Genomic DNA, 22,357 nt, shown 5'->3' with positions numbered 1-22,357 from the left:
CATGCAAACCCGCGAAGACATCTTCAATATTTTGCGCGATGCGCTGGTCGAGCTGTTCGAGCTGGAGCCAGAGCGCGTAACCCTGGACGCCAACCTGTATCAGGACCTGGAAATCGACAGCATCGATGCGATCGACCTGATCGACCACATCAAGCGCCAGACCGGCAAGAAAATCGCCGCCGAAGAGTTCAAGGCCGTGCGCACCGTCAATGATGTGGTCGAAGCGGTGTTCCGCCTGGTCAACCCGGCCGCATGAAACGCCTGATCGGCCTCGGTCTGGTCGTGGCTGGGGTGCTGTACCCGTTTGCCGTGCATTTCGGCCTGGCGCACTTTGCCCCGTGGCAGTTCGCCCTGCTGCTGGGTGGCCTGTGGCTGGCCCGCGCCTTGAGCGCGCCGCGCCGCCCGGCCAGCCTGTGCATGGCCGCGCTGGCGTTGGCCTTCTGCGCCCTGCTCGGGCTGAGCGACAGTGCCCAACTGCTGCGCTGGTACCCGGTGCTGATCAGCACCTTCATGCTCGGCCTGTTCGGCTCCAGCCTGCTCCACGGCATGCCCATGGCCGAGCGCCTGGCACGCCTGCAAGAGCCTGATTTGCCAGCGCGCGCGGTGCAGTACACCCGCCGGGTGACGCAGGTGTGGTGCCTGTTCTTTCTGCTTAACGGGCTGATCGCAGCGGGCCTGACCCTGTGGGCGCCACTGAGCTGGTGGACCCTGTACAACGGCCTGATCGCCTATATCGCGATGGGCCTGCTGTTCGCTGGCGAATGGCTGACAAGACAACGTGTGCGAGGACGCCCATGAACTGGATCAATCTTCACCACCTGCTGCGCCCGCTGGATGCGCCGCGCCAGGTGACCCAGGCGCCGGCGCTCGACCACGCCGAGCTGTGCACCCAGGCCTTGCGCCTCGCCGGTGGCCTGCAGCAGCGCGGCGTGCAGCGCCTGGCGGTGCACCTGGAAGACGCCGCCGAGCTGGCGATCGCCCTGCTCGGCGCCTGGCGCGCTGGCGTCACCGTGTTGCTGCCAGCCGATCTGCAAGCCGCCACGCGGGCGCGCTGGAGCGAGCAGGTCGACCTGTGGCTCAGCGACCAGGCCGGCGATCATTCATTGCTCAGCCTGCTCGGTGAGCCACTGCCGGCAGCCGACCTCGACCCGCACACCTGCTCGATCAGCCTGTGCACCTCCGGCTCCAGCGGCGAGCCCAAGCGCATCGACAAGCAGCTGAGCCAACTGGCCAATGAAGTCAGCGCGCTGCAGGCACTGTGGGGCGCCAGCCTGGGCGATGCCTGGATCATTGGCAGCGTCGCCACCCAGCACATCTATGGCCTGCTGTTCCGCGTGCTCTGGCCACTGTGCGCGGGGCGCGGCTTCGAGCGCCGCCAACTGCCGTTCCCCGAAGACCTGCAACGGGCCAGCCGTGAACATGCAGACTTCGCCTGGGTGGCCAGCCCGGCCCTGCTCAAACGTATGGGTGACAACCTCGACTGGCCAGCGCTGGGCCACGTGCGCCGGGTGTTCACCTCCGGCGGCGCCCTGCCCGCCGAAGCCGGCCAGCGCCTGCAGCAGTTGCTCGGCCAATGGCCGACCGAGATCTTCGGCAGCTCTGAAACCGGCGGTATCGCCTGGCGTCAGGGCGACACCCTGTGGCAGCCCTTTGCCGAGGTGCACCTGAGCCAGGACGCGCACGGCGCCCTGCGCATTGCCTCACCCTACCTGCCCGTCGGGCATGTCGAGCAAACGGCCGATGCGGTCCAGTTCAGCACCGACGGGCGCCTGCGCCTGCTCGGCCGGCTCGACCGGATCGTCAAGCTGGAAGAAAAACGCGTATCGCTGCCCCTGCTCGAACAAGCGCTGTGCAGCCATGCCTGGGTCAGCGAAGCGCGGCTGGGCATGCTCGAACAGGGCCGCGCCTACCTCGGCGCCTTGCTGGTGTTGTCGGCCAGCGGCCTGCACGCCCTGCGCAATCAGGGCCGACGCGCGTTGATCGAAGGCCTGCGACGGCACTTGGCCGATCATTGCGAAGCGGTCGCCCTGCCGCGGCGCTGGCGACTGCTGCGCCAGCTGCCGTTGACCAGCCAGGGCAAGCTGCCCGAGGCCCAGGTGCAGGCGCTGCTGCAAGCGCCGCGCAGCATGCAGCCAGAGCTGCTCGAACAGCGCCAGGAGCAGGACCAGCACCTGCTCACACTGCACGTGCCGCTGGACCTGGCCTGCTTCAGCGGGCACTTCCCGAAAACGCCGGTGCTGCCCGGTGTGGTGCAGGTCGACTGGGCGATTGCCCTGGCCAGCGAACTACTGCCGGGCCAGCGCCGCTTTGCCGGCATGGAAGTGCTCAAATTCCAGCAACTGGTGCGCCCTGGCGACGAAGTGCTGCTGAGCCTGCGCTGGGACAGCGAGCGCGGCAAACTCTACTTCGCCTACACCTGCGCCGGGCAGGCCTGCTCCAGCGGCCGCATTCTGATGGAGACGGTCGATGCATAAGCCTTGCGCAGTGATCCCGGTATACAACCACGAGCACGCGCTGCCAGCAGTAGTCAGCGACCTGCAGCGCGCCGGGCTGCCCTGCGTGCTGGTTGACGACGCCAGCAGCCCCGCCTGCGCCTCAGTGCTGGCACAGCTGGCCACTCAAACGGACATCTATCTGGTCAGCCTGAGCGTCAACCAGGGCAAGGGCGGCGCGGTGATGGCCGGCCTGCGCGAAGCGGCGCGGCTGGGTTTCAGCCATGCACTGCAAGTAGACGCCGATGGCCAGCATGATCTGGGCGACGTCGGCCGTTTTCTTGAGCTTTCGCAGAATGATCCACAGGCACTGGTGTGTGGTTATCCGCAATACGACGCCAGCGTGCCCAAGGGCCGTCTGTATGCGCGCTACCTGACCCATGTATGGGTGTGGATCAACAGCCTGTCGCTGCAGATTCCCGATTCCATGTGCGGTTTTCGCGTCTACCCGCTGCCTGCCACGCTGGCCCTGATCAACAGCGTCAAGCTTGGCCGGCGAATGGATTTCGATCCGGAGATCCTGGTGCGCCTGGCCTGGCGCAACCAGCCGATGCGCTGGCTGCCAACCCGCGTGCACTATCCGCAGGACGGCCTGTCGCACTTTCGCCTGGTGCACGACAACGCGCTGATCTCGACAATGCACGCCAAGCTGTTCTTCGGCATGCTGCTACGCGCACCGCTGATCGTCTGGCGCAGGTGGCGCGCATGACTACTCCTTCGCGGCACTGGGCACAGCATCAGGAGCGCGGCAGTTTCTGGCTGATGAAGCTGACCGCAACGCTGGTACGGCTGCTTGGCAGGCGCGTGCTGAGCCCGCTGATCCACGTCATCGTCGGCTACTTCTTCCTGTTCGGCCGCCGCGCCCGGCGCAGTGCCTGGCAATACCAGCAACGGCTCAGCGCATGGAACGGCGGACAGACACCGCCGCCGAGCCAGTGGCAGGTGTTCCGCCAGTTCATGGCGTTCGCCGACGCCCTGCTGGACAAGCTCGACGTATGGAATGGCCGCCTGCGCCTGGAAGACATCGAAATCGACGACCCAGCGCAACTGCGCACGCAATTGCGCGGCGAACGCGGGCAGATGCTGGTGGGCGCCCACTTGGGCAACCTTGAAGTGTGCCGGGCGCTGGCCGAACTGGGCGAGCAGGTGACCATGAACGTGCTGGTGCACACCCGCCACGCCGAGCGCTTCAACCGTCTGCTGGGCGAGGCCGGCGCGACCAATCTGCGCCTGATTCAGGTCAGCGAATTGGACCCGGCAGTGATGCTGCAGTTGTCCGAACGGCTCGAGCGCGGCGAATGGCTGGCGATTGCCGGTGATCGGGTACCGCTGCATGGCGCGCGCACCGTCGAGGTGGATTTCCTCGGCCACCGCGCCGCATTCCCGCAGGGGCCGTGGCTGCTGGCGGGGATCCTTGGCTGCCCGCTCAACCTGCTGTTCTGCCTCAAGCTGCAAGGCCGCTACCGAGTCACCCTCGAACCCTTTGCCGAGCGTGTGCAATGGCGCCGCGGCCAGCGCGACCAAGTGATTGCCGAATGGACCACGCGCTATGCGCAACGCCTGGCGCACTACTGCAGCCAAGCGCCGCTGCAGTGGTTCAACTTCTACCCTTTCTGGAAGACCGACGACGATGCATCCGCATGAGCCTGTAACTTTCGGTGAGTCGCACCTGGCCATCGAAGCTGTTGTAGCCCTGGCCGAACGCCGGGCCAGCGCCCACTTGCAGGACGACGCCGCCTACCGCGAACGCATCGCTCGTGGCGCGCGCTTTCTCGACACCCTGCTGAGCAAGGAAGGGGTGATCTACGGCGTCACTACCGGTTACGGCGATTCCTGCGTGGTGGCCGTGCCGCTGGAGCATGTCGAGGCGCTGCCGCAGCACCTGTACACCTTCCATGGCTGCGGCCTGGGCCGCCTGCTCGAAGCACCGGCGGTGCGCGCTGTGCTGGCGGCCCGCCTGCGCTCGCTGAGCCACGGCGTGTCGGGGGTGCGCCTGGAGTTGCTGGAGCGCCTGCGCGCGTTCCTCGAGCACGACATCCTGCCGGTGATCCCGGAAGAAGGTTCGGTCGGCGCCAGCGGCGACCTGACGCCGCTGTCGTACGTCGCCGCGACCCTGTCCGGCGAGCGCGAGGTCAGCTACCAGGGCCAGCGCCGCAGTAGTGCCGACGTGCACCGCGAGCTGGGCTGGCAGCCCTTGGTGCTGCGCCCCAAAGAGGCACTGGCATTGATGAACGGCACTGCGGTGATGACCGGCCTGGCTTGCCTGGCCTTCTCCCGCGCCGACTACCTGCTGCAACTGGCCACGCGCATCACCGCCCTCAACGTGATCGCCCTGCAGGGCAACCCGGAGCACTTCGACGAGCGCCTGTTCGCCGCCAAGCCGCACCCCGGCCAGACACAAGTCGCCGCCTGGTTGCGCCAGGACCTGGCCATCGACGCCCCGCTGCCACCGCTGCACCGCCTGCAGGACCGTTACTCGCTGCGCTGCGCGCCGCATGTACTGGGCGTGCTGGCCGATAGCCTGGGCTGGCTGCGCGGTTTTATCGAAACCGAGCTGAACAGCGCCAACGACAACCCGATCATCGACGGCGACGCCGAGCGCGTACTGCATGGCGGGCACTTCTATGGCGGCCATATCGCCTTTGCCATGGACAGCCTGAAAACCCTGGTGGCGAACGTTGCCGACCTGCTCGACCGCCAGCTCGCGCTGCTGGTCGACACCCGCTACAACCACGGCCTGCCAAGCAACCTGTCGGGCGCCCCGGCCGAGCGGGCGATGATCAACCATGGCTTCAAGGCCGTGCAGATCGGCGCCAGCGCCTGGACCGCCGAAGCGCTCAAGCTGACCATGCCGGCCAGCGTGTTCTCGCGCTCCACCGAATGCCACAACCAGGACAAGGTGAGCATGGGCACCATCGCTGCGCGCGATGCCCTGCGCGTGCTGGAGCTGACCGAGCAGGTTGCCGCTGCGACCCTGCTGGCGGCGAACCAGGGCGTGTGGCTGCGTGCCCGCCAGGCAGAAAGCCATGCACTGCCGCCAGCACTGGCGCAGATGCACGAAGCCCTGCTCGTCGAGTTCGTCCCGGTGATCGAAGATCGCGCGCTGGAAGCCGACCTGCGCCACTGCCTGCTGCGCATCGGCCAACGTCACTGGAGGCTGCATGCGTAGTGCGGGAGTGATCCACGTCGACACTGAAGTGCTGGTGCCGTTTTTCGACGTCGACAGCATGCATGTGGTCTGGCACGGCCATTATGTCAAATACCTGGAAGTGGCCCGCTGCGCGCTGCTCGACCAGCTCGGCCACAACTACGTGCAGATGCAGGCGAGCGGTTATGCCTGGCCGGTGATCGACCTGCAGCTGCGTTATATCCGCGGCGCCACCTTTGGCCAGCGCTTGACCGTGCGCGCGAGCCTGGTCGAGTGGGAAAACCGCTTGAAGATTCATTACCTGATCAGCGACGCCGAAACCGGCGAGCGGATGACCCGCGCGAGCACGGTGCAGGTCGCGGTGCACATCGGCAGCGGCGAAATGCAGCTGGCCTCGCCGCAGGTCATGCTCGACGCCGTGCAGAGGGTTTTGCCATGAAGCGCCTGTGTGCACTGCTCACCCTTGCCCTGAGCCTGCTCAGCCCGCTGGCGCAAGCATTCAGCCTTGATGACCTGCAGCGCCAGCTCAGCGCGCCGGCCGTGGTCAAAGGCCCGTTCATTCAGGAAAAGCACCTGCGCGCTCTACCCCAGCCGTTGCTGAGCAAGGGCCAGTTCGTGCTGGCCCGCGAGCATGGTTTGTTGTGGCTGTTGCAGACGCCGCTGCGCCAGGACTACCGGATCGACGCCAACGGCATTGCCCGGCGTGATCCGAGCGGCTGGCAGCGCCTGCCCAGCGCCAGTGCCGGCGCCGAGCAGAACCGGCTGTTCTTTGCCGTGCTGCAAGGCGACAGTGCCGGTCTCAAGCGCGACTTCGAACTGAGCCTGAGCGGTGACGCCACGCACTGGCAGCTGCAACTGACCCCGCGTTCGCTGCTGCTCAAACAGATCTTCACCCGCATCGACATCAGCGGCGGGCAGTTCGTCGAACAGATTCAGCTCAGTGAAACCCAGGGCGACAGCACGCTGCTGCGCATGACCGACAGCCATGGCGCTGCCGCCCTCAGCGACACGGAGCGCAGCGATTTTGTCGATTGAACGCTGGTTGCCGCGCGGCTTTCTCGCCCTGCTGCTGGTGATGCTGGCCATCGCCGGCTGGCAATGGCAGCGCGGCGCGCCGTTGTCGGCCGACCTGATGGCGCTGGTGCCGGGCGCCACCGAAGACGCCCTGGTCAAGCGCGCCGAACTGCGCGTGCAAGAGCCACTGAACCGCGAGGTACTGGTGCTGGTTGGCCACGCCGAACGCCAGCAAGCGCTGGCCCTTGCCGAGCAACTGGCCGGCCAATGGCAGGCCAGCGGACTGTTCGAGCGCGTGCAGTGGAGCCTGCAGACAGACCTCGGCGCGGTCCGCGAGCAGTTGCTCGCCGGCCGCGTGGCGATGCTCTCGGCAGCTGACCGCGCGCAGCTGCGCGAACGGCCTGCGGCATTCATCGAGCAGCGCGTGCAGAGCCTGTTCGACCCGTTTTCCGGGTTCAGCCTGGTGCCTGCCCAGGACGACTGGCTGGGCTTGACCGGGCGTATTCAGAACAGCCAGCCGAAACCCGTCAATATCGAACTGGACACGGCCAGTGGCGCCTTGATCGCGCAGGCCGATGGCCGCCAGTGGGTGCTGCTGCGGGCGCGCACCCTGGGCACTGCCTTCGATATGAAGCTACCGCTGCAGGTGGCCGAGCTGCTGGCTGACGCCCGCCGCCAGGCCGAACCGCAAGGCGCCCAGTTGCTGGCCGCCAGTGGCCTGCTGTACGCGGCCGCCGGCCAGCAGCAGGCCAGCCGCGAAATCACCTGGGTCGGCGGTGGCGCGACGTTGAGCATTCTGTTGTTGCTGCTGCTGGCGTTTCGTCGCTGGCGGGCCCTGCTGGCGTTCGTGCCGGTGCTGACCGGCATGCTGTTCGGCTCGGTGGTGTGCGTGGCGCTGTTCGGCCACATGCACGTGATGACTCTGGTACTCGGTTCGAGCCTGATCGGCGTAGCGGTGGATTACCCGCTGCATTACTTGTCGAAGAGCTGGAGCCTCAAGCCATGGCGCAGTTGGCCGGCGGTACGCCTGACCCTGCCAGGGCTGAGCCTGAGCCTGGCGACCAGCTGCATCGGTTATCTGGCGCTGGCGTTCACGCCGTTTCCGGCCCTGACCCAGATTGCCGCGTTCTCGGCCGCCGGCTTGATCGGCGCCTACCTGTGCGCGGTGTGCCTGCTGCCGGCATTGCTGGGCCAGGTCGAGCTGAAGCCGGCGCAGTGGCCGCTACGCATCGCGCAAGCCCTCACCGACTGGCGCGAGCGGCTGTTGCGCAGAGTGCCCAGCGCAGTGCTGCTGGTGCTGGTGCTGCTGTTTTGCGGCGCTGGGCTGTGGCAGCTGGACACGCGCAACGACATCCGCCAATGGGTGGCGAGCCCACCGCAACTGCAAGAGCAAGCCCAGGCAGTCGCACGCATCACCGGCTACCAGCCAACCAGTCAGTTCTACCTGGTGCGCGGGGCTGATCAAGAGCAACTGTTCCAGCGCCTGCAGGCGCTGTCGGCCAAGCTCGACGAGCTGCATGACCTAGGCAAGCTCAAGGGTTATCTGAGCCTCTCGCAGATCGTCGCCAGCCCTGAGCAGCAGGCGCAAACCCGGCAGGCGCTGGCCCACCTGAGCGACTACTGGCAGCCGCTGGTTGAACTCGGTGTGCCGCAAGCCGGCCTGCAAACCCAGCTGCAACAGCTGCAAACGTTGCCGCCCCTGAGCATCGAGCAGGCCCTCGCCGGTCCGCTTGCTGAAGCCTGGCGACCGCTCTGGCTTGGCCAGGACGCCACCGGCGTCGCCGCCATCGTCAGTCTGCAAGGCCTGAGCGAAGCCAGCCTGCTGCGCTTGCAGACCGACGGCCTGGATGGCGTGCAACTGGTCGACCGGCTCGGCGAACTCAATCAACTGTTCGCCGCCACCCAGATCAGCGCCGCCGAGCTCAAGCTGCTGTCCTGCGCACTGATCCTGGTGCTGCTGGCAGTCCCGTTCGGCCTGCGCGGTTCGCTGCGCATTGTCGCCCTGCCGCTGCTGGCAGCGTTATGCAGCCTGGCCAGCCTCGGTTGGCTGGGGCAGCCGCTGACACTGTTCAGCCTGTTTGGCCTGCTGCTGGTCACGGCCATCAGCGTCGACTACGCCATCCTCATGCACGAGCGTATCGGCGGGGCTGCGGTGAGCTTGCTCGGCACCTTGCTGGCGGCTCTGACCACCTGGCTGTCGTTCGGCCTGCTGGCGCTGTCGCAGACGCCTGCGGTGAGCAACTTCGGCATGGCCGTCAGCCTCGGGTTGATCTTCAGTTTCCTGCTGGCGCCGTGGGCAGCGGCACGCGAGACGCCGGCGGTGCAGCCATGAGCATCGTCCTGTTCTGGCTCATGGCCCTGGCCCTGTTTGCCGTGGCCAGCGCATTCGGCAAACGCCTGGGGCTTATCCCTATCGTCAGCCAGCTGCTGTTGGCCGCGCTGGTGCTGCCGCTGCTGATGCTGTTGTGGGTACAACCGCACTGGCAGCTTGACGGCGCCCAGCTGATCGCCCCGAGCTGGCTGAAGACCCTCTACGGCTGCAGCTTTGCCCTGTTGCTGGGACACATTCTTGCTGACGTCGCGCAGCTGCGCCTCGACCCGCAAGCATTGAAGATCGCCCTGCCCAGCTTCGCCGTGCCGTTTGCCTGCGGCCTGGCCTGCGCGCTGTGGCTGCTTGAACTGAGCGGGGTCAGCGCCCTGGCCATGGGCCTGGTGTTCGCCATCACCGCAATCCCAGTGCTGTACCTGTACCTGCGCGCCATCGACTACCCGCCAGCCGCCAGCCAGCGCCTGCTGCAGGCCGCGATCGTCATCGACCTGGCCTGCTGGCTGTTGCTCGGCATGGGCCAGGGCAGCCTGCAGCCGAGCAGCCTGGCCGTGCCGGCGCTGGCGGCGCTGACGCCGGTAGTGCTGCGAGGGCTGGGCCTGCGCGCGCCCCGTCTATACGGCCTGGTGTTCCTGCTACTGCTGTTTGCCGCCGAGCACTACCGGCTCAACGCGCTGATCTTCGGCGTTGGCTACCTGGCCTGCTTGCGCGTGCTTGGCCTGCAGCTACGCCTGCCGCTGCCAGACGCCAGCAACCGCCGCCTGCAACAAGGCCTGGCCGTGCCGCTGATCCTCACCTACGGCGTGGTCCAGATCGACCTGCAGCATGCCTTCGCAGGCTTCGACGCCATCCAGCTGCTGGCGCTGCTGGTGCTGCCGATCCTGAGCAAGCTGCTCGGTAACTGGCTCGGTTTGAGCTGGGCGACCGCCTCGTTCGCCGGCGCCAGCAAGTGGCGCGAGAGCCTGCTGCTGAACATCCGCGGCCTCAGCGAAATCGTTTTTCTCAATCTGTTGCTGACCCAGCAGCTGATCAGCCCGGCGTTGTACTTCGCGCTGATGCTGATGAGCCTGATCGCCACCCTCATGCCTGCCTTCGCCGGCCTGCATCGCATCCCGCAGACTTCCCTCACACCGCCAAGGAGGCCACATGCCGAACTGTGAACTGCAACACCACCAGGTCGTGGTCATTGGCGCTGGCCCCTCGGGCGCCATCGCTGCCGCGTTGCTCAAGCGCCGCGGCCACGACGTGCTGGTCATCGAGCGCCAGCGCTTCCCGCGCTTCTCCATTGGCGAAAGCCTGCTGTCGCACTGCATCGACTTCGTCGAAGAAGCCGGCATGCTCGAAGCGCTCGAAGCGGCGGGTTTCCAGTACAAGGACGGCGCCGCCTTTGCCTGGGGTGATGAGTACAGTGCGTTTGATTTCGGCGAAACCTTCAGCCAGGGCCGGCCGAGCACCTTCCAGGTCCAACGGGCGCGGTTCGACAAGCTGCTGGCCGACCAGGCCGAGGCCCAGGGCGTGGAAATCCGCTATGAGCACGAGATCATCAGCGCCGACATGAGCGCTGCGCAGCCACGCCTGCGCGCACGCCGGCCAGACGCCAGCGAATACGAAGTGCAGGCCGACTTCGTCCTCGATGCCAGCGGCTATGGCCGCGTGTTGCCGCGCCTGCTCGACCTTGAAGCACCGTCGAATTTCCCGGTGCGCCAGGCAGTATTCACCCACATCGAAGACCGCATCGATCTGCCCGGCTTCGACCGCAACAAGATCCTTATCACCACCCACCCGGAACACCGCGACATCTGGTTCTGGACCATCCCGTTCAGCGACGGTCGCGCCTCGCTGGGTGTCGTCGCGGCCGCCGAGCGCTTTGCTGCAGCGCCGACCGATCTGGACGCCTGCCTGCAGCATTTCGTGGCGCAGACGCCAAGCCTGGCCAAGGTCTTGGCCAACGCCGTGTGGGACACCCCGGCGCGGACCATCGGCGGCTACTCGGCCAATGTCAAAACCCTGCATGGCAACGGCTTTGCCCTGCTCGGCAACGCCGCAGAGTTTCTCGACCCGGTATTTTCGTCCGGAGTCACCATTGCCATGCGCTCGGCCAGCATGGCTGCCGCCCTGCTCGACCGCCAGTTGCGCGGCGAAGCGGTCGACTGGCAGCGGGAGTTTGCCGAGCCGCTCAAACGTGGGGTGGATACCTTCCGCGCCTATGTCGAGGGTTGGTATGACGGCAGCTTCCAGGACGTGATCTATCACCCCGGCAGCTCGCCGCAGATTCGCGCCATGATCAGCTCGATTCTGGCTGGCTACGCCTGGGATGAGCGCAACCCGTTCGTGGCTGAACCACGCCGCCGGCTGGCGACGCTGGCGGCGCTTTGCGCGAGGGGCCAGGCATGAGTCAGCCTCCGTTCCTCAGCGCCAGCTATGTCGAAGAAACTCGCTTTGGTTTCTGGTTCCTGCGCAGCCACACCTGGCAGCATCACGTACTACGGGTGGCGATCGACGACCTGCGCCAGTTGTTCGACAGCCCGCTGCCAGTGGCGCCGGTGCTGCTCGATGCCGGCTGCGGCCAGGGCAAATCGTTCAAGCATCTGCAGCGAGTGTTTGCGCCCGGCCGATTGATCGGTATCGATGCCGACCCGCACAGCCTGCAACTGAGCGACGCCGAAGCTGCGCGCCAGGGCCTTACGGTCGAGCTGCTGGGCAGCGACTGCGCCCAGCTGCAACTGGCAGACGCCAGCGTCGATATCGTCTTCTGCCATCAGACTTTCCACCATCTGGTGGAACAGGAGCAGGCCCTCGCCGAGTTCTGGCGGGTGCTCAAGCCTGGTGGTTATCTGCTGTTCGCCGAATCCACCGAAGCCTATATCGACACCTGGGTGATCCGCTGGCTGTTCCGCCACCCAATGCATGTACAGAAGAGTGCCGAGGGTTATCTGCAGATGCTGCGCGAACAGGGCTTTGCCTTCACCGCGCGCAATGTCTCCTACCCGTACCTGTGGTGGAGCCGCGCCAAGGACTTCGGCCTGCTCGAACGGCTGCGCCTGTGCAAGCCGCCCGCGCAAGGCCAGCGCGAAGAAACCCTGGTCAATGTGGTCGCCCGCAAGCCGCTGGTGCAGCCATGAGGGCGCTGCTGCTGGCGACGCTGTGCCTGGTGCTGGCCGCCTGCAGCAGCCGCGCGCCGCTGCCCGTGCAGATGCCGCAGTTGCAGTTGCCCCAGCAGTTGCACGTGCAGCGCGAGCAGGCCGGCGAGCGCCAGGACTGGATGCTCGTGGTGCAGGCCGAGAACGGCCAACTGCGCTGGTCGCTACTCGATCTGCTGGGTATCCCCCAGGCACGCCAGTTGTTCGATGGTCAACACTGGCAGGCCGACGGCCTGTTGCCACCCAATCCGCCGGCACGCGAGCTGTTTGCCGCGCTGCTGTTTGCTCTGACCCCCTCCGAGCAACTGGCGCAGCTCTACCCGGATGCCCGCGAAGGAGGCCAGCAGCGCTGGTTGGGCGAGCGTTGGCAGGTCAGCTATCGGCCGCCGGGCGCTTTTGACTTGAAACTGGCCCACGGCCTGCGTTATCTAGTCGGCCCCCTACCCAGCGAGCGCCTGCCATGACCGCCTACCTGAATGCGCTGGGCCTGACCTGCGCCCTCGGCCGTGGCCAGGCTGAGGTCGCCGCACGCCTGTTTGCCGGTGACTGTTCGGGCATGCAGGCCCAACCTGGGTGGATCCCGGAGCGCTGTCCGACCGTCGGCGCGGTGCAAGCTGAGCTGCCGGCGGTGCCGCTGCCAACGCAGCACAGCCGCAACAATCAATTGCTCTACAGCGCCGCTATGCAGATCGAGCCGGCAATCCGCCAGGCTATCGCCCGGTTCGGCGCGCAGCGTATCGCGGTGGTGCTCGGCACCAGCACCTCGGGGATTGCCGAGGGCAGCGCAGCCATCGCCCAGCAGCGCCGGAGCGGGCAGTTTCCGCCGGACTATCGCTACGACCAGCAAGCCCTCAGCGCGCCGGCAGAGTTCCTTGCCGACTGGCTGCAACTGAGCGGCCCGGCCTATGTGATTTCCACCGCCTGCACCTCCAGCGGGCGGGCCTTGCTCAGCGCCCGGCGCCTGCTCGAGCTGGGCGTCTGCGATGCGGTGCTGTGCGGCGGCGTTGACAGCCTCTGTGGCCTGACCCTGAACGGCTTCAACTCCCTTGAGGCGATCAGCCAGGCACGCTGCAATCCGTTCTCGCAGAACCGTGACGGGATCAATATCGGCGAAGCGGCTGCGCTGTTTCTGATGACCGCAGAGCGTAATACCGATGGCCCTTCACTGGCCCTGCTCGGCGCTGGCGCCAGCAGCGATGCCTACCATATTTCAGCGCCTGACCCGAGCGGCGCCGGCGCGCGGCAAACCATGGCCCTGGCCTTGAACAACGCCGGCCTCGCGCCCGAACAGATCGACTACCTGAACCTGCACGGCACCGCCACCGAGCACAACGACGCCATGGAAAGCCTGGCGGTGCACGGCCTGTTCGGCGCGCAGCTGGCCTGCTCGTCGACCAAACCGATGACCGGCCACACCCTAGGCGCCGCCGGCGCGCTGGAAGCCGCCTTCTGCTGGCTGAGCCTGAGTGAGCACAACCCGCACGGCCAGTTGCCACCGCATGTCTGGGACGGCCAGGCCGACCCGCGGCTGCCTGCCCTTAATCTGGTCGACGGCACGCAGCGGATGCATGCGGCGCGGCCACGCCGGATAATGAGCAACTCGTTCGCCTTCGGCGGCAACAATGTCAGCCTGATTGTTGGAGACACCCCATGATTGCCTGGCCTCTGGCCGAACTGCTGCCGCATGCCGGCGACATGATCCTGATCGATCAGGTCGACAGCTGCGACGACGAGCAGATCCACACCCACAGCACAGTGCGCCCTGGCGGCCTGTTCAACCGCGCCGACGGCAGCCTGCCGGCCTGGCTCGGCCTGGAGCTGATGGCGCAGAGCGTTGCCGCCTATGCCGGTTGCCGCGCCCGTCGCGATGGCCGGCCGGTGGAGCTGGGGTTTCTTCTCGGCACGCGCAACTACCAATGTGATGTCGAACACTTCCCTGCCGGCGCCGAGTTGCACATCCACGCCCTGCGCTCGCTGGAAGACGACAACGGCATGGGTGTGTTCGAGTGTCACCTGCGCGGTCCGGGGCTGCATGCCAGCGCCCGCCTGAATGTCTATCGCCCGCCACAGGTCGCTGGTTACCTGACCGAAGCGGCCCCTGAGGAACCTTGCCATGACTGATACCATCCTGGTCACCGGGTCGAGCCGCGGCATCGGCCGAGCGATCGCCCTGCGCCTGGCGCGTGCCGGTTATGACCTGGTGCTGCATTGCCGCAGTGGCCGTGCCGAAGCCGATGGCGTTGCCGGCGAAATCCACGCCATGGGTCAACAGGCCCGGGTGCTGCAGTTCGACGTAGCCGACCGCGAAGCCTGCCGGGCCATCCTCGAACAGGATGTGGAGACCCACGGCGCCTACTATGGCGTGGTCTGCAACGCCGGCCTGACCCGCGATGGCGCCTTCCCGGCGCTGACCGACGCTGACTGGGACCAGGTCCTGCGGACCAACCTGGACGGTTTCTACAACGTTCTGCATCCGCTGAGCATGCCCATGATCCGCCGTCGCAAACCGGGCCGGATCGTCTGCATCACCTCGGTTTCGGGGTTGATCGGCAACCGCGGCCAGGTCAATTACAGTGCCTCCAAGGCCGGCGTGATCGGCGCGGCCAAGGCGCTGGCGATCGAGCTGGGCAAACGTCAGATCACCGTCAACTGCGTCGCCCCAGGGCTGATCGACACCGCCATGCTCGATGAGCACGTGCCGGTCGACGAGCTGATGAAGATGATTCCTGCCGGACGCATGGGCACGCCCGAGGAAGTCGCCGGCGTGGTCAATTTCCTGATGTCGGCGGAAGCCGCCTACATCACCCGCCAGGTGCTGGCGGTCAACGGAGGGTTGTGCTGATGCGTCGCGTAGTCGTCACCGGCATGGCCGGCATCACCTCCCTGGGCAGCGACTGGGCGACCATCGCCGGCCACTTCGCCAACCAGCGCAGCGGTATCCGGCGCATGGCTGAATGGGATCGCTTCAGCGAGTTGAACACGCGTCTTGCTGGCCCGATCGACGATTTCAAGGTGCCCGGCCACTGGACCCGCAAGCAGTTGCGCAGTATGGGCCGGGTATCGCGCCTGGCCGTGGCTGCGGCCGAGCAGGCGCTGGCCGATGCCGGCCTGCTCGATGATCCAATCATCCGCGATGGCCGCATGGGCGTGGCCTGCGGCTCGTCGACCGGCAGCACCGACGAGATCAAGGCATTCGGCAACATGTTGCTCAACTCGGTAGCCGATGGCCTCAACGCCAACTCCTACGTGCGCATGATGCCGCACACCACGGCTGCCAATATCAGCATCTTTTTCGGCCTGACCGGGCGCCTGATCCCCACCTCCAGCGCCTGCACCAGCGGCAGCCAGGGCATTGGTTATGCCTATGAAGCGATCAAGTTCGGGCGCTTGCCGATGATGCTCGCCGGCGGCGCCGAAGAGCTCTGTCCGACCGAGGCGATGGTGTTCGATGCGCTGTACGCCACCAGCCTGAAAAACGACACCCCGCAGCTGAGCCCACGTCCTTACGACAATGGTCGCGACGGCCTGGTGATCGGCGAAGGCGGCGGCATGCTGGTGCTCGAAGAGCTCGAGCATGCCCTGGCCCGCGGTGCGCGCATCCACGCCGAGATCGTCGGCTTTGGTAGCAATGCCGATGGCCAGCACACCACCCGCCCCGAGCAGAGCACGATGCGCCGGGCCATGGAGCTGGCCCTGGAGGACGCTGCTCTGGCGCCAGAGGCCATCGGCTACGTCAACGGCCACGGTACCGCTACCGAACAGGGCGATATTGCCGAAACACTGGCCACCAGCAGCCTGTTCGGCCCGCACATGCCGATCAGTTCGCAGAAGAGTTTTCTCGGCCACACCCTCGGCGCCTGCGGCGCGCTGGAGTCGTGGTTCAGCATCGAGATGATGAACAGCGACCTGTATGCGCACACCCTCAACCTGGATGAAATCGATCCCCGCTGCGGCGAGCTGGACTACCTGCGCGGCGAGTTTCGCAGGATGAGCAACCAGCATGTGATGAACAACAACTTCGCTTTCGGCGGCGTCAACACCTCGTTGATATTCCGCCGCTGGCCCTGAACACACCCCGATCGAGGAACGATCCGATGCGCCTGAAGACCTGGACTGCCACCACCGCCCTGCTGCTCTGCGCCCTGCCCGGCATCAGCCAGGCACGCGATACCGCGCTGTACCTGCCCTTCGACAAGGTCGTCCAGCAAATGCTCGCCGAAAAGAAACTCGACGGTTCGGTGAAGTTCTACCTGGCCGGTGTACAGCCGCGCGGCAAGGTCAGCGTGATCCAGCCCGGCGCGGTCACCAACAAGAAGACCAACGCCTTCAACAAGACCGACCAGGGTGCCTGTGAGTGGGCCTTGCAGTCGGCCCTGCTGACCCTGCAGGACGCTGCGCGCCGGGCCAATGCCAACGCAGTGACCAACATCGCCAGCTACTACAAGAAGAACGAGCGCAAAGATGCCAGCACCTACGAGTGCCACGCCGGCGCCGTGATCGCAGGCGTCGCACTGAAAGGCGACCTGGCTCGCGTCGACTAAACCGCCGCCATCAGGCGTTGCCGATCAGCAGGTCGGCAAACGCCTTGGCCATCACCGAGCTGCCAGCCTGGCGCTGGACCAGCCACACGGCGGTATCCGCCCCTTCATCCAGCACCGTTCGATAGACCACGCCATCGATGCGCATGCGCTGGTACGAGGCTGGCAGCACCGAGACGCCGAGACCTGCCGAAACCAGGCCGATAATCGTCATCGCCTCGCCAACCTCCTGGGCAAAATGCGGGCTGAAGCCTGCCTGGCGGGCCAGCGCCAGCAACTGTGCATGCAAACCACTGCCGTAACTGCGCGGGAAGAACACGAACGGTTCACGGGCCAGATCAGCCATGTGTAACCCTTGTTCACTGGCGGCAACCAATGGGTGCGAAGCATTCAGCACTGCCACCAGCGGCTCACGGAACAGCTCGGTGACCTGCAGGCCGTCGGGCAACGGCATCGGCCGCATCAGGCCAACTTCGATCGATTCATCGAACACCGCCGCCGCAACATCACGGCTGCTCATCTCCTTCAAACTCAGGTGCACCGCCGGGTAGCGCTGACGGAACGCATGGATCGCCTTGGGGATCTTCGAGGTGAAGGGCGCTGAAGAAGTGAAGCCGATCTTCATCTCGCCGAGCTCACCCAACTGTGCACGGCGGGCGACGTCGGCAGCTTTATCGACCTGTGCCAGCACCTGCCGCGCCTCCTCGAGGAACAAGCGCCCGGCCTCGCTCAGCTCGACCCGACGATTGGTGCGCTCGAACAAACGCGCCCCCAACTCATGCTCCAGCGCCTGAATCTGCTGGCTCAGCGGCGGCTGGGAGATGCCTAGTTGCTGTGCAGCCCGGCCGAAGTGCAGCTCCTCGGCCACGGCAATGAAGTAACGCAGATGACGCAATTCCATAGCTGCTCCGAACGAGTCGCTAAACGTCTTAAACAGGTCGAACAATATATTGGATCTAATCATTAGCCAGCTATATGATTTTTTCCAATCAGCAACATCGGCCAGCGCTTTTGAGGGACCCGTCGTGAAAACTGCTGCAACGCCCCACGTGATCGAAGCCGCCCCGCTGCCGGATATCTGGATCGAAAAAGGCAGCCCGGCGTTCATGAAAACTGTGCTGGCGCTATTCAGCGGCGGCTTTGCCACCTTTGCCCTGCTCTACTGCGTACAGCCGATGATGCCGCTGCTGTCGCAGGAGTTTGCCATCAACGCTGCGCAGAGCAGCCTGGTGCTGTCGGTAGCCACCGCCATGCTTGCCATCGGCCTGCTGATTACCGGGCCGATCTCCGACCGCATCGGCCGCAAGCCGGTGATGGTATTCGCCTTGGTCTGCGCCGCCCTGTCGACCCTGGCCAGCGCGGTGATGCCAAGTTGGGAGCTGGTGCTGGCGACCCGCGCGCTGGTCGGCCTGTCGCTGAGCGGGCTGGCGGCGGTGGCGATGACCTACCTGAGCGAAGAGATCCACCCACAGCACATTGGCCTGGCGATGGGCTTGTACATCGGCGGCAACGCCATTGGCGGCATGTGCGGGCGGCTGATCAGTGGCGTGCTGATCGACTTCGTCAGCTGGCACACAGCGATGCTGTGCATCGGCGGCCTGGCGCTGGTGGCAGCAGTGGTGTTCTGGAAGGTACTGCCCGAGTCGCGCAACTTCCGCCCGCAGACGCTGAACCCTCGCAGCCTGCTCAACGGCTTTGTCATGCACTTTCGCGACGCCGGCCTGCCCTGGCTGTTCCTCGAAGCATTTTTGCTGATGGGTGCATTCGTTACCCTGTTCAACTACATCGGCTACCGCTTGCTGGCCGAGCCTTATCACATGAACCAGGCACTGGTCGGGCTGCTGTCGATTGTCTACCTGTCGGGCATCTACAGCTCCGCCCAGGTCGGCGCCCTGGCCGACCGGCTGGGCCGGCGCAAGGTGTTCTGGGCAAGCATCGTGGTGATGGCCGGCGGCATGTTGATGACCCTGGCCAGCCCGCTGGCGATGATCATCGTCGGCATGCTGGTGTTCACCTTCGGCTTTTTTGGCGCGCACTCGGTGGCCAGCAGCTGGATCGGCCGGCGTGCGCTCAAGGCCAAGGGCCAGGCGTCCTCGCTGTATCTGTTCAGTTACTACGCAGGGTCGAGTGTCGCGGGTACTGCGGGCGGGGTGTTCTGGCACATGGCCGGTTGGAACGGCATCGGCCTGTTCATCGGTAGCCTGCTGGCCGTGGCCTTGCTGGTGGCGCTGCACCTGAGCCGGCTAGCACCAAAAACCGCGTGAAGCCAAAGGCTGCACGCGGTCGCTTTGACGTCATCGATCAGTTGATGATTTCGACCAGGTCGACATCCACTTCACGGCTCATCAGGTTTTTTTCCACTTCACCGGTCAGCTTGACCTTGGTCTTGTCGTTGAAGCCAGCTGCAGGCATGTCTTCATCGTCGATTTCAACCTTGATGGTGCCGGTGTTGTCCTTGAACTCGAACTTGTCGTCGTTATCCAGCTTCTTGGTAACGAAGCCCTGCAGGACCACACGAGTGTCGTCAGCCGCATCGTTGGCGGCGGCCACGGTGGTAACCGGCTGCGCGCCTGGGCCGGTGTAGGTGGTGGCCAGAGCAGCGGTGCTGAACAGTGGGGCAAGGATCAGAGCGAGGTAGCGAGCTTTCATGGTGATCAAGTCCTGTATCGGTTGAGATGGGACCAGATTAACGATGATCGCTGAATTTAAGCTTAACGCAATATAAACCCGGCACATGGCCTAATGGTGTTCACTTAAGCTCTACATCGCCTGCATGGGGGCCGCTTTGCGGCCCATCGCGACACAAGGCCGCTCCCACGCCAATCGCGTAAGCCGCTATTTAACGGGCAAGCGCGGGCATTGTGGGAGCGGCCTTGTGTCGCGATGGGCGGCGCAGCAGCCCCGGCATTCTTAGGTAAACAGCGTCAGGCACATAGCCGGGTTTTTATTCAGCGACTGATCACTGATGGTATTGCGCCGACAGGTCATGCACGGCGTTGATGAACGCACCCGCATGTTCCGGATCAACCTCAGGCGTGATGCCATGGCCAAGGTTGAACACGTGGCCAGTGCCTTTGCCATAGCTGGCCAGGATGCGCCCGACCTCCTGACGAATCGCCGCAGGCTTGGCGTACAGCACGGTCGGGTCCATGTTGCCCTGCAGGGCAACCTTGTCGCCGACACGGCGGCGGGCATCGCCGATCTCGCAGGTCCAGTCCAGACCCAGTGCATCAGCGCCACAATCAGCAATGCTCTCCAGCCACATGCCACCATTCTTGGTAAACACAATGACCGGCACCTTGCGCCCATCATGCTCACGGATCAGCCCGCTGATGATCTTGCGCATGTAAGCCAGTGAGAACTCCTGATACGCCGCCGCCGACAGGTTGCCACCCCAGGTATCGAAGATCTGCACCGCCTGCGCACCAGCCTGAATCTGCCCGTTAAGGTAGCTGGTAACCGACTGAGCCAGCTTGTCCAACAGCAGGTGCATCGCCTGCGGATTGTCATAGAGCATGGCCTTGCTCTTGCGGAAGTCTTTCGACGAGCCGCCTTCGACCATGTAGGTGGCCAACGTCCACGGGCTACCGGAGAAACCGATCAACGGCACGCGCCCATTGAGCTCACGGCGGATGGTGCTGACCGCATCCATCACATAGCCAAGGTCCTTGTGCGGATCAGGGATCGGCAGCGCCTCGATATCAGCGAGGGTGCTGACCACCTTCTTGAAACGCGGGCCTTCGCCGGTCTCGAAGTACAGGCCCTGGCCCATGGCATCAGGGATGGTGAGGATGTCCGAGAACAGGATCGCCGCATCCAGTGGGTAACGATCGAGCGGCTGCATGGTCACCTCGCAGGCGAACTGCGGGTTCTTGCACAGGCTCATGAAGTCGCCGGCCTGAGCACGGCTGGCGCGGTACTCCGGCAGGTAACGGCCGGCCTGGCGCATCATCCAGACGGGCGTGACGTCTACGGGTTGCTTGAGCAGTGCACGCAGGAAACGGTCGTTCTTCAGGGCAGTCATGTCGGCATCCGGAAAAAAAGTGCGGGCATTTTCTCAGACGCCAGCACAAAAGGCACGGCCAAGGCCATGCGTTTTGTCTATTGGGTGTCTTGGGTCAAACGATTTTGTATACAAGATGGCGGGAATGGGGCTGCTTTGCAGCCCCGGCGATCAGTCAGACCTCGAGATAATCCAGAATCCCCTCAGCCGCAGTACGGCCTTCAAAGATCGCAGTCACCACCAGATCCGAACCCCGCACCATATCCCCGCCAGCAAACACTTTCGGGTTGCTGGTCTGGTGCTTGAAGCGCGCCTGCTCCGGAGCAATCACCCGGCCCTGGCTATCGGTCTGGATGTCGAACTGCTCGAACCACGGCGCCGGGCTTGGGCGGAAACCAAAGGCGATCACCACCGCATCTGCGGGCAGGATCTCTTCGGAACCCGGAATCGGCTCAGGGCTGCGGCGGCCACGGGCGTCTGGCTCACCGAGACGGGTCTCGACCACCTTGACGCCTTCGACCTTGTCTTCACCGACAATCGCGATGGGCTGGCGGTTGTAGAGGAACTTCACGCCCTCTTCCTTGGCGTTCTTCACCTCTTTGCGCGAGCCCGGCATGTTCGCTTCGTCACGACGGTAGGCGCAGCTGACCGACTTGGCGCCCTGGCGGATCGAAGTCCGGTTGCAGTCCATCGCGGTGTCACCACCGCCGAGCACCACGACCTTCTTGCCAGCCATGTCGACGAAGTCTTCCGGCGACTTTTCAAAGCCCAGGTTGCGGTTGACGTTGGCGATCAGGAAGTCCAGCGCATCGTGCACGCCTGGCAGGTCTTCACCGGGGAAGCCGCCCTTCATGTAGGTGTAGGTGCCCATGCCCATGAACACGGCATCGTACTCGGCCAGCAACTGCTCGAGGGTGATGTCCTTGCCCACTTCGGTGTTCAGGCGGAACTCGATCCCCATGCCGGTGAAGACTTCGCGGCGATTGCTCAGCACGGTCTTTTCCAGCTTGAACTCAGGGATGCCGAAGGTCAGCAGACCGCCGATTTCCGGGTTGCGGTCGAACACCACCGGGGTTACCCCAGCGCGCACCAGCACGTCGGCGCAGCCTAGCCCAGCCGGGCCAGCACCAATGATGGCAACCCGCTTGCCGGTCGGTTTGACCTTGGACATGTCCGGGCGCCAGCCCATGGCGAAGGCGGTGTCGGTGATGTACTTCTCGACAGAGCCGATGGTCACCGCACCAAAACCGTCGTTGAGGGTGCAGGCACCTTCACACAGACGATCCTGCGGGCAGACCCGGCCGCACACTTCCGGCAGGGTGTTGGTCTGGTGCGACAGTTCGGCGGCCGCGAGGATGTTGCCTTCGGATACCAGCTTCAACCAGTTGGGGATGAAGTTGTGTACCGGGCACTTCCACTCGCAATACGGGTTGCCGCAACCCAGGCAGCGGTGCGCCTGGTCGACAGACTGCTGCGGCTTGAACGGTTCGTAGATCTCGACGAACTCCTTCTTGCGCTGGCGCAGCAGTTTTTTCTTCGGGTCTTTGCGCCCAACTTCGATGAACTGGAAGTCGTTGTTCAGACGTTCAGCCATTTTCAATACCTCTTCACAGCAGCTGCGAGCCGTTAGCTGCACGCCGCAAGACAATCACGTAAGCCGGGCAACACCCCATGCTGCTTTTGGCCGCAGCTTGGG

Annotated in this window: 22 protein-coding genes and 1 pseudogene; 19 read left to right on the top strand and 4 right to left on the bottom strand. The window is 65.0% G+C overall.

Annotated features, from left to right (window positions below):
• The first annotated feature begins 1 nt into the window (after nt 1).
• From CXQ80_RS00930 to CXQ80_RS00845, 18 genes are read left to right on the top strand one after another with little or no spacing between them, the layout of a single operon-like run.
• Complete coding sequence (locus CXQ80_RS00930; RefSeq protein ID WP_101315566.1) at nt 2–256, top strand: acyl carrier protein; 255 nt, start codon at nt 2–4, stop codon at nt 254–256.
• On the top strand, nt 253–798 hold the full coding sequence (locus CXQ80_RS00925; RefSeq protein WP_101315564.1) for a hypothetical protein: 546 nt from the start codon (nt 253–255) through the stop codon (nt 796–798). The genes CXQ80_RS00930 and CXQ80_RS00925 overlap by 4 nt, the downstream gene beginning before the upstream one ends.
• The gene (locus tag CXQ80_RS00920) at nt 795–2,474 is read left to right on the top strand and encodes an AMP-binding protein (protein WP_101315562.1); all 1,680 of its coding nucleotides are present in this window, start codon (nt 795–797) and stop codon (nt 2,472–2,474) included. The genes CXQ80_RS00925 and CXQ80_RS00920 overlap by 4 nt, the downstream gene beginning before the upstream one ends.
• Nucleotides 2,467–3,201 carry a glycosyltransferase family 2 protein gene (locus CXQ80_RS00915; protein ID WP_101315561.1) on the top strand — a complete coding sequence of 245 codons (735 nt, stop codon included), beginning with the start codon at nt 2,467–2,469 and terminating at the stop codon, nt 3,199–3,201. Before CXQ80_RS00920 ends, CXQ80_RS00915 begins: the two co-directional genes overlap by 8 nt.
• Nucleotides 3,198–4,136: a glycosyl transferase gene (locus tag CXQ80_RS00910; protein ID WP_101315559.1), complete on the top strand. Its 939-nt coding sequence runs from the start codon at nt 3,198–3,200 to the stop codon at nt 4,134–4,136. The genes CXQ80_RS00915 and CXQ80_RS00910 overlap by 4 nt, the downstream gene beginning before the upstream one ends.
• The gene (gene hutH, locus CXQ80_RS00905) at nt 4,123–5,661 is read left to right on the top strand and encodes a histidine ammonia-lyase (protein WP_101315557.1); all 1,539 of its coding nucleotides are present in this window, start codon (nt 4,123–4,125) and stop codon (nt 5,659–5,661) included. Before CXQ80_RS00910 ends, hutH begins: the two co-directional genes overlap by 14 nt.
• Complete coding sequence (locus CXQ80_RS00900; RefSeq protein WP_101315555.1) at nt 5,654–6,079, top strand: thioesterase family protein; 426 nt, start codon at nt 5,654–5,656, stop codon at nt 6,077–6,079. Before hutH ends, CXQ80_RS00900 begins: the two co-directional genes overlap by 8 nt.
• Nucleotides 6,076–6,675, top strand: coding sequence for an outer membrane lipoprotein carrier protein LolA (locus CXQ80_RS00895; RefSeq protein WP_101315553.1), 600 nt, complete (start codon nt 6,076–6,078; stop codon nt 6,673–6,675). The genes CXQ80_RS00900 and CXQ80_RS00895 overlap by 4 nt, the downstream gene beginning before the upstream one ends.
• Nucleotides 6,626–8,986: an MMPL family transporter gene (locus CXQ80_RS00890; protein ID WP_371918894.1), complete on the top strand. Its 2,361-nt coding sequence runs from the start codon at nt 6,626–6,628 to the stop codon at nt 8,984–8,986. Before CXQ80_RS00895 ends, CXQ80_RS00890 begins: the two co-directional genes overlap by 50 nt.
• The gene (locus tag CXQ80_RS00885) at nt 8,983–10,140 is read left to right on the top strand and encodes a sodium:proton antiporter (RefSeq protein WP_101315549.1); all 1,158 of its coding nucleotides are present in this window, start codon (nt 8,983–8,985) and stop codon (nt 10,138–10,140) included. Before CXQ80_RS00890 ends, CXQ80_RS00885 begins: the two co-directional genes overlap by 4 nt.
• Nucleotides 10,127–11,374, top strand: a complete 1,248-nt coding sequence (locus CXQ80_RS00880) for an NAD(P)/FAD-dependent oxidoreductase (RefSeq protein ID WP_101315547.1) — start codon at nt 10,127–10,129, stop codon at nt 11,372–11,374. The genes CXQ80_RS00885 and CXQ80_RS00880 overlap by 14 nt, the downstream gene beginning before the upstream one ends.
• Nucleotides 11,371–12,102, top strand: a complete 732-nt coding sequence (locus tag CXQ80_RS00875; RefSeq protein WP_101315545.1) for a class I SAM-dependent methyltransferase — start codon at nt 11,371–11,373, stop codon at nt 12,100–12,102. The genes CXQ80_RS00880 and CXQ80_RS00875 overlap by 4 nt, the downstream gene beginning before the upstream one ends.
• Entirely contained in the window at nt 12,099–12,584 is a 486-nt protein-coding gene (locus tag CXQ80_RS00870; RefSeq protein WP_101315543.1) for a hypothetical protein, read from the top strand. Before CXQ80_RS00875 ends, CXQ80_RS00870 begins: the two co-directional genes overlap by 4 nt.
• On the top strand, nt 12,581–13,774 hold the full coding sequence (locus CXQ80_RS00865; protein WP_101315541.1) for a beta-ketoacyl-[acyl-carrier-protein] synthase family protein: 1,194 nt from the start codon (nt 12,581–12,583) through the stop codon (nt 13,772–13,774). Before CXQ80_RS00870 ends, CXQ80_RS00865 begins: the two co-directional genes overlap by 4 nt.
• Entirely contained in the window at nt 13,771–14,241 is a 471-nt protein-coding gene (locus CXQ80_RS00860; RefSeq protein ID WP_101315539.1) for a hotdog family protein, read from the top strand. Before CXQ80_RS00865 ends, CXQ80_RS00860 begins: the two co-directional genes overlap by 4 nt.
• Entirely contained in the window at nt 14,234–14,962 is a 729-nt protein-coding gene (fabG, locus tag CXQ80_RS00855) for a 3-oxoacyl-ACP reductase FabG (RefSeq protein WP_101315537.1), read from the top strand. The genes CXQ80_RS00860 and fabG overlap by 8 nt, the downstream gene beginning before the upstream one ends.
• Nucleotides 14,962–16,188: a beta-ketoacyl-ACP synthase gene (locus CXQ80_RS00850; protein WP_101315535.1), complete on the top strand. Its 1,227-nt coding sequence runs from the start codon at nt 14,962–14,964 to the stop codon at nt 16,186–16,188. The genes fabG and CXQ80_RS00850 overlap by 1 nt, the downstream gene beginning before the upstream one ends.
• Nucleotides 16,189–16,214: 26 nt before the next feature.
• Nucleotides 16,215–16,661, top strand: coding sequence for an excinuclease (locus tag CXQ80_RS00845; RefSeq protein ID WP_101315533.1), 447 nt, complete (start codon nt 16,215–16,217; stop codon nt 16,659–16,661).
• A 10-nt stretch (nt 16,662–16,671) separates the two neighbouring features.
• Here CXQ80_RS00845 and CXQ80_RS00840 read toward each other — a convergent pair whose 3' ends face one another.
• A complete protein-coding gene (locus CXQ80_RS00840; RefSeq protein ID WP_101315531.1) occupies nt 16,672–17,559 on the bottom strand; it encodes a LysR family transcriptional regulator in 888 nt (295 codons plus the stop codon).
• A gap of 74 nt (nt 17,560–17,633) precedes the next feature.
• On the opposite strand from CXQ80_RS00840, the pseudogene CXQ80_RS00835 reads away from it, so the two are divergent.
• Nucleotides 17,634–18,922, top strand: a pseudogene (locus CXQ80_RS00835) (MFS transporter).
• A gap of 37 nt (nt 18,923–18,959) precedes the next feature.
• Here the strand turns inward: CXQ80_RS00835 and CXQ80_RS00830 are convergent.
• From CXQ80_RS00830 to CXQ80_RS00820, 3 genes are all read right to left on the bottom strand, one after another.
• Nucleotides 18,960–19,307: a YgiW/YdeI family stress tolerance OB fold protein gene (locus tag CXQ80_RS00830; RefSeq protein ID WP_101315527.1), complete on the bottom strand. Its 348-nt coding sequence runs from the start codon at nt 19,305–19,307 to the stop codon at nt 18,960–18,962.
• A 310-nt stretch (nt 19,308–19,617) separates the two neighbouring features.
• Complete coding sequence (gene hemE, locus CXQ80_RS00825) at nt 19,618–20,682, bottom strand: uroporphyrinogen decarboxylase (RefSeq protein WP_101315525.1); 1,065 nt, start codon at nt 20,680–20,682, stop codon at nt 19,618–19,620.
• A gap of 154 nt (nt 20,683–20,836) precedes the next feature.
• Nucleotides 20,837–22,255, bottom strand: coding sequence for an FAD-dependent oxidoreductase (locus tag CXQ80_RS00820; RefSeq protein ID WP_101315523.1), 1,419 nt, complete (start codon nt 22,253–22,255; stop codon nt 20,837–20,839).
• Nucleotides 22,256–22,357: the final 102 nt, after the last annotated feature.

The organism is Pseudomonas sp. 02C 26 (assembly GCF_002843585.1).
In the GTDB taxonomy this organism is placed as follows: Bacteria; Pseudomonadota; Gammaproteobacteria; order Pseudomonadales; family Pseudomonadaceae; genus Aquipseudomonas; species Aquipseudomonas shirazensis.
Note: the sequence above shows the minus strand (reverse complement) of the source record. Positions and strands in the feature narration are given on the sequence as shown.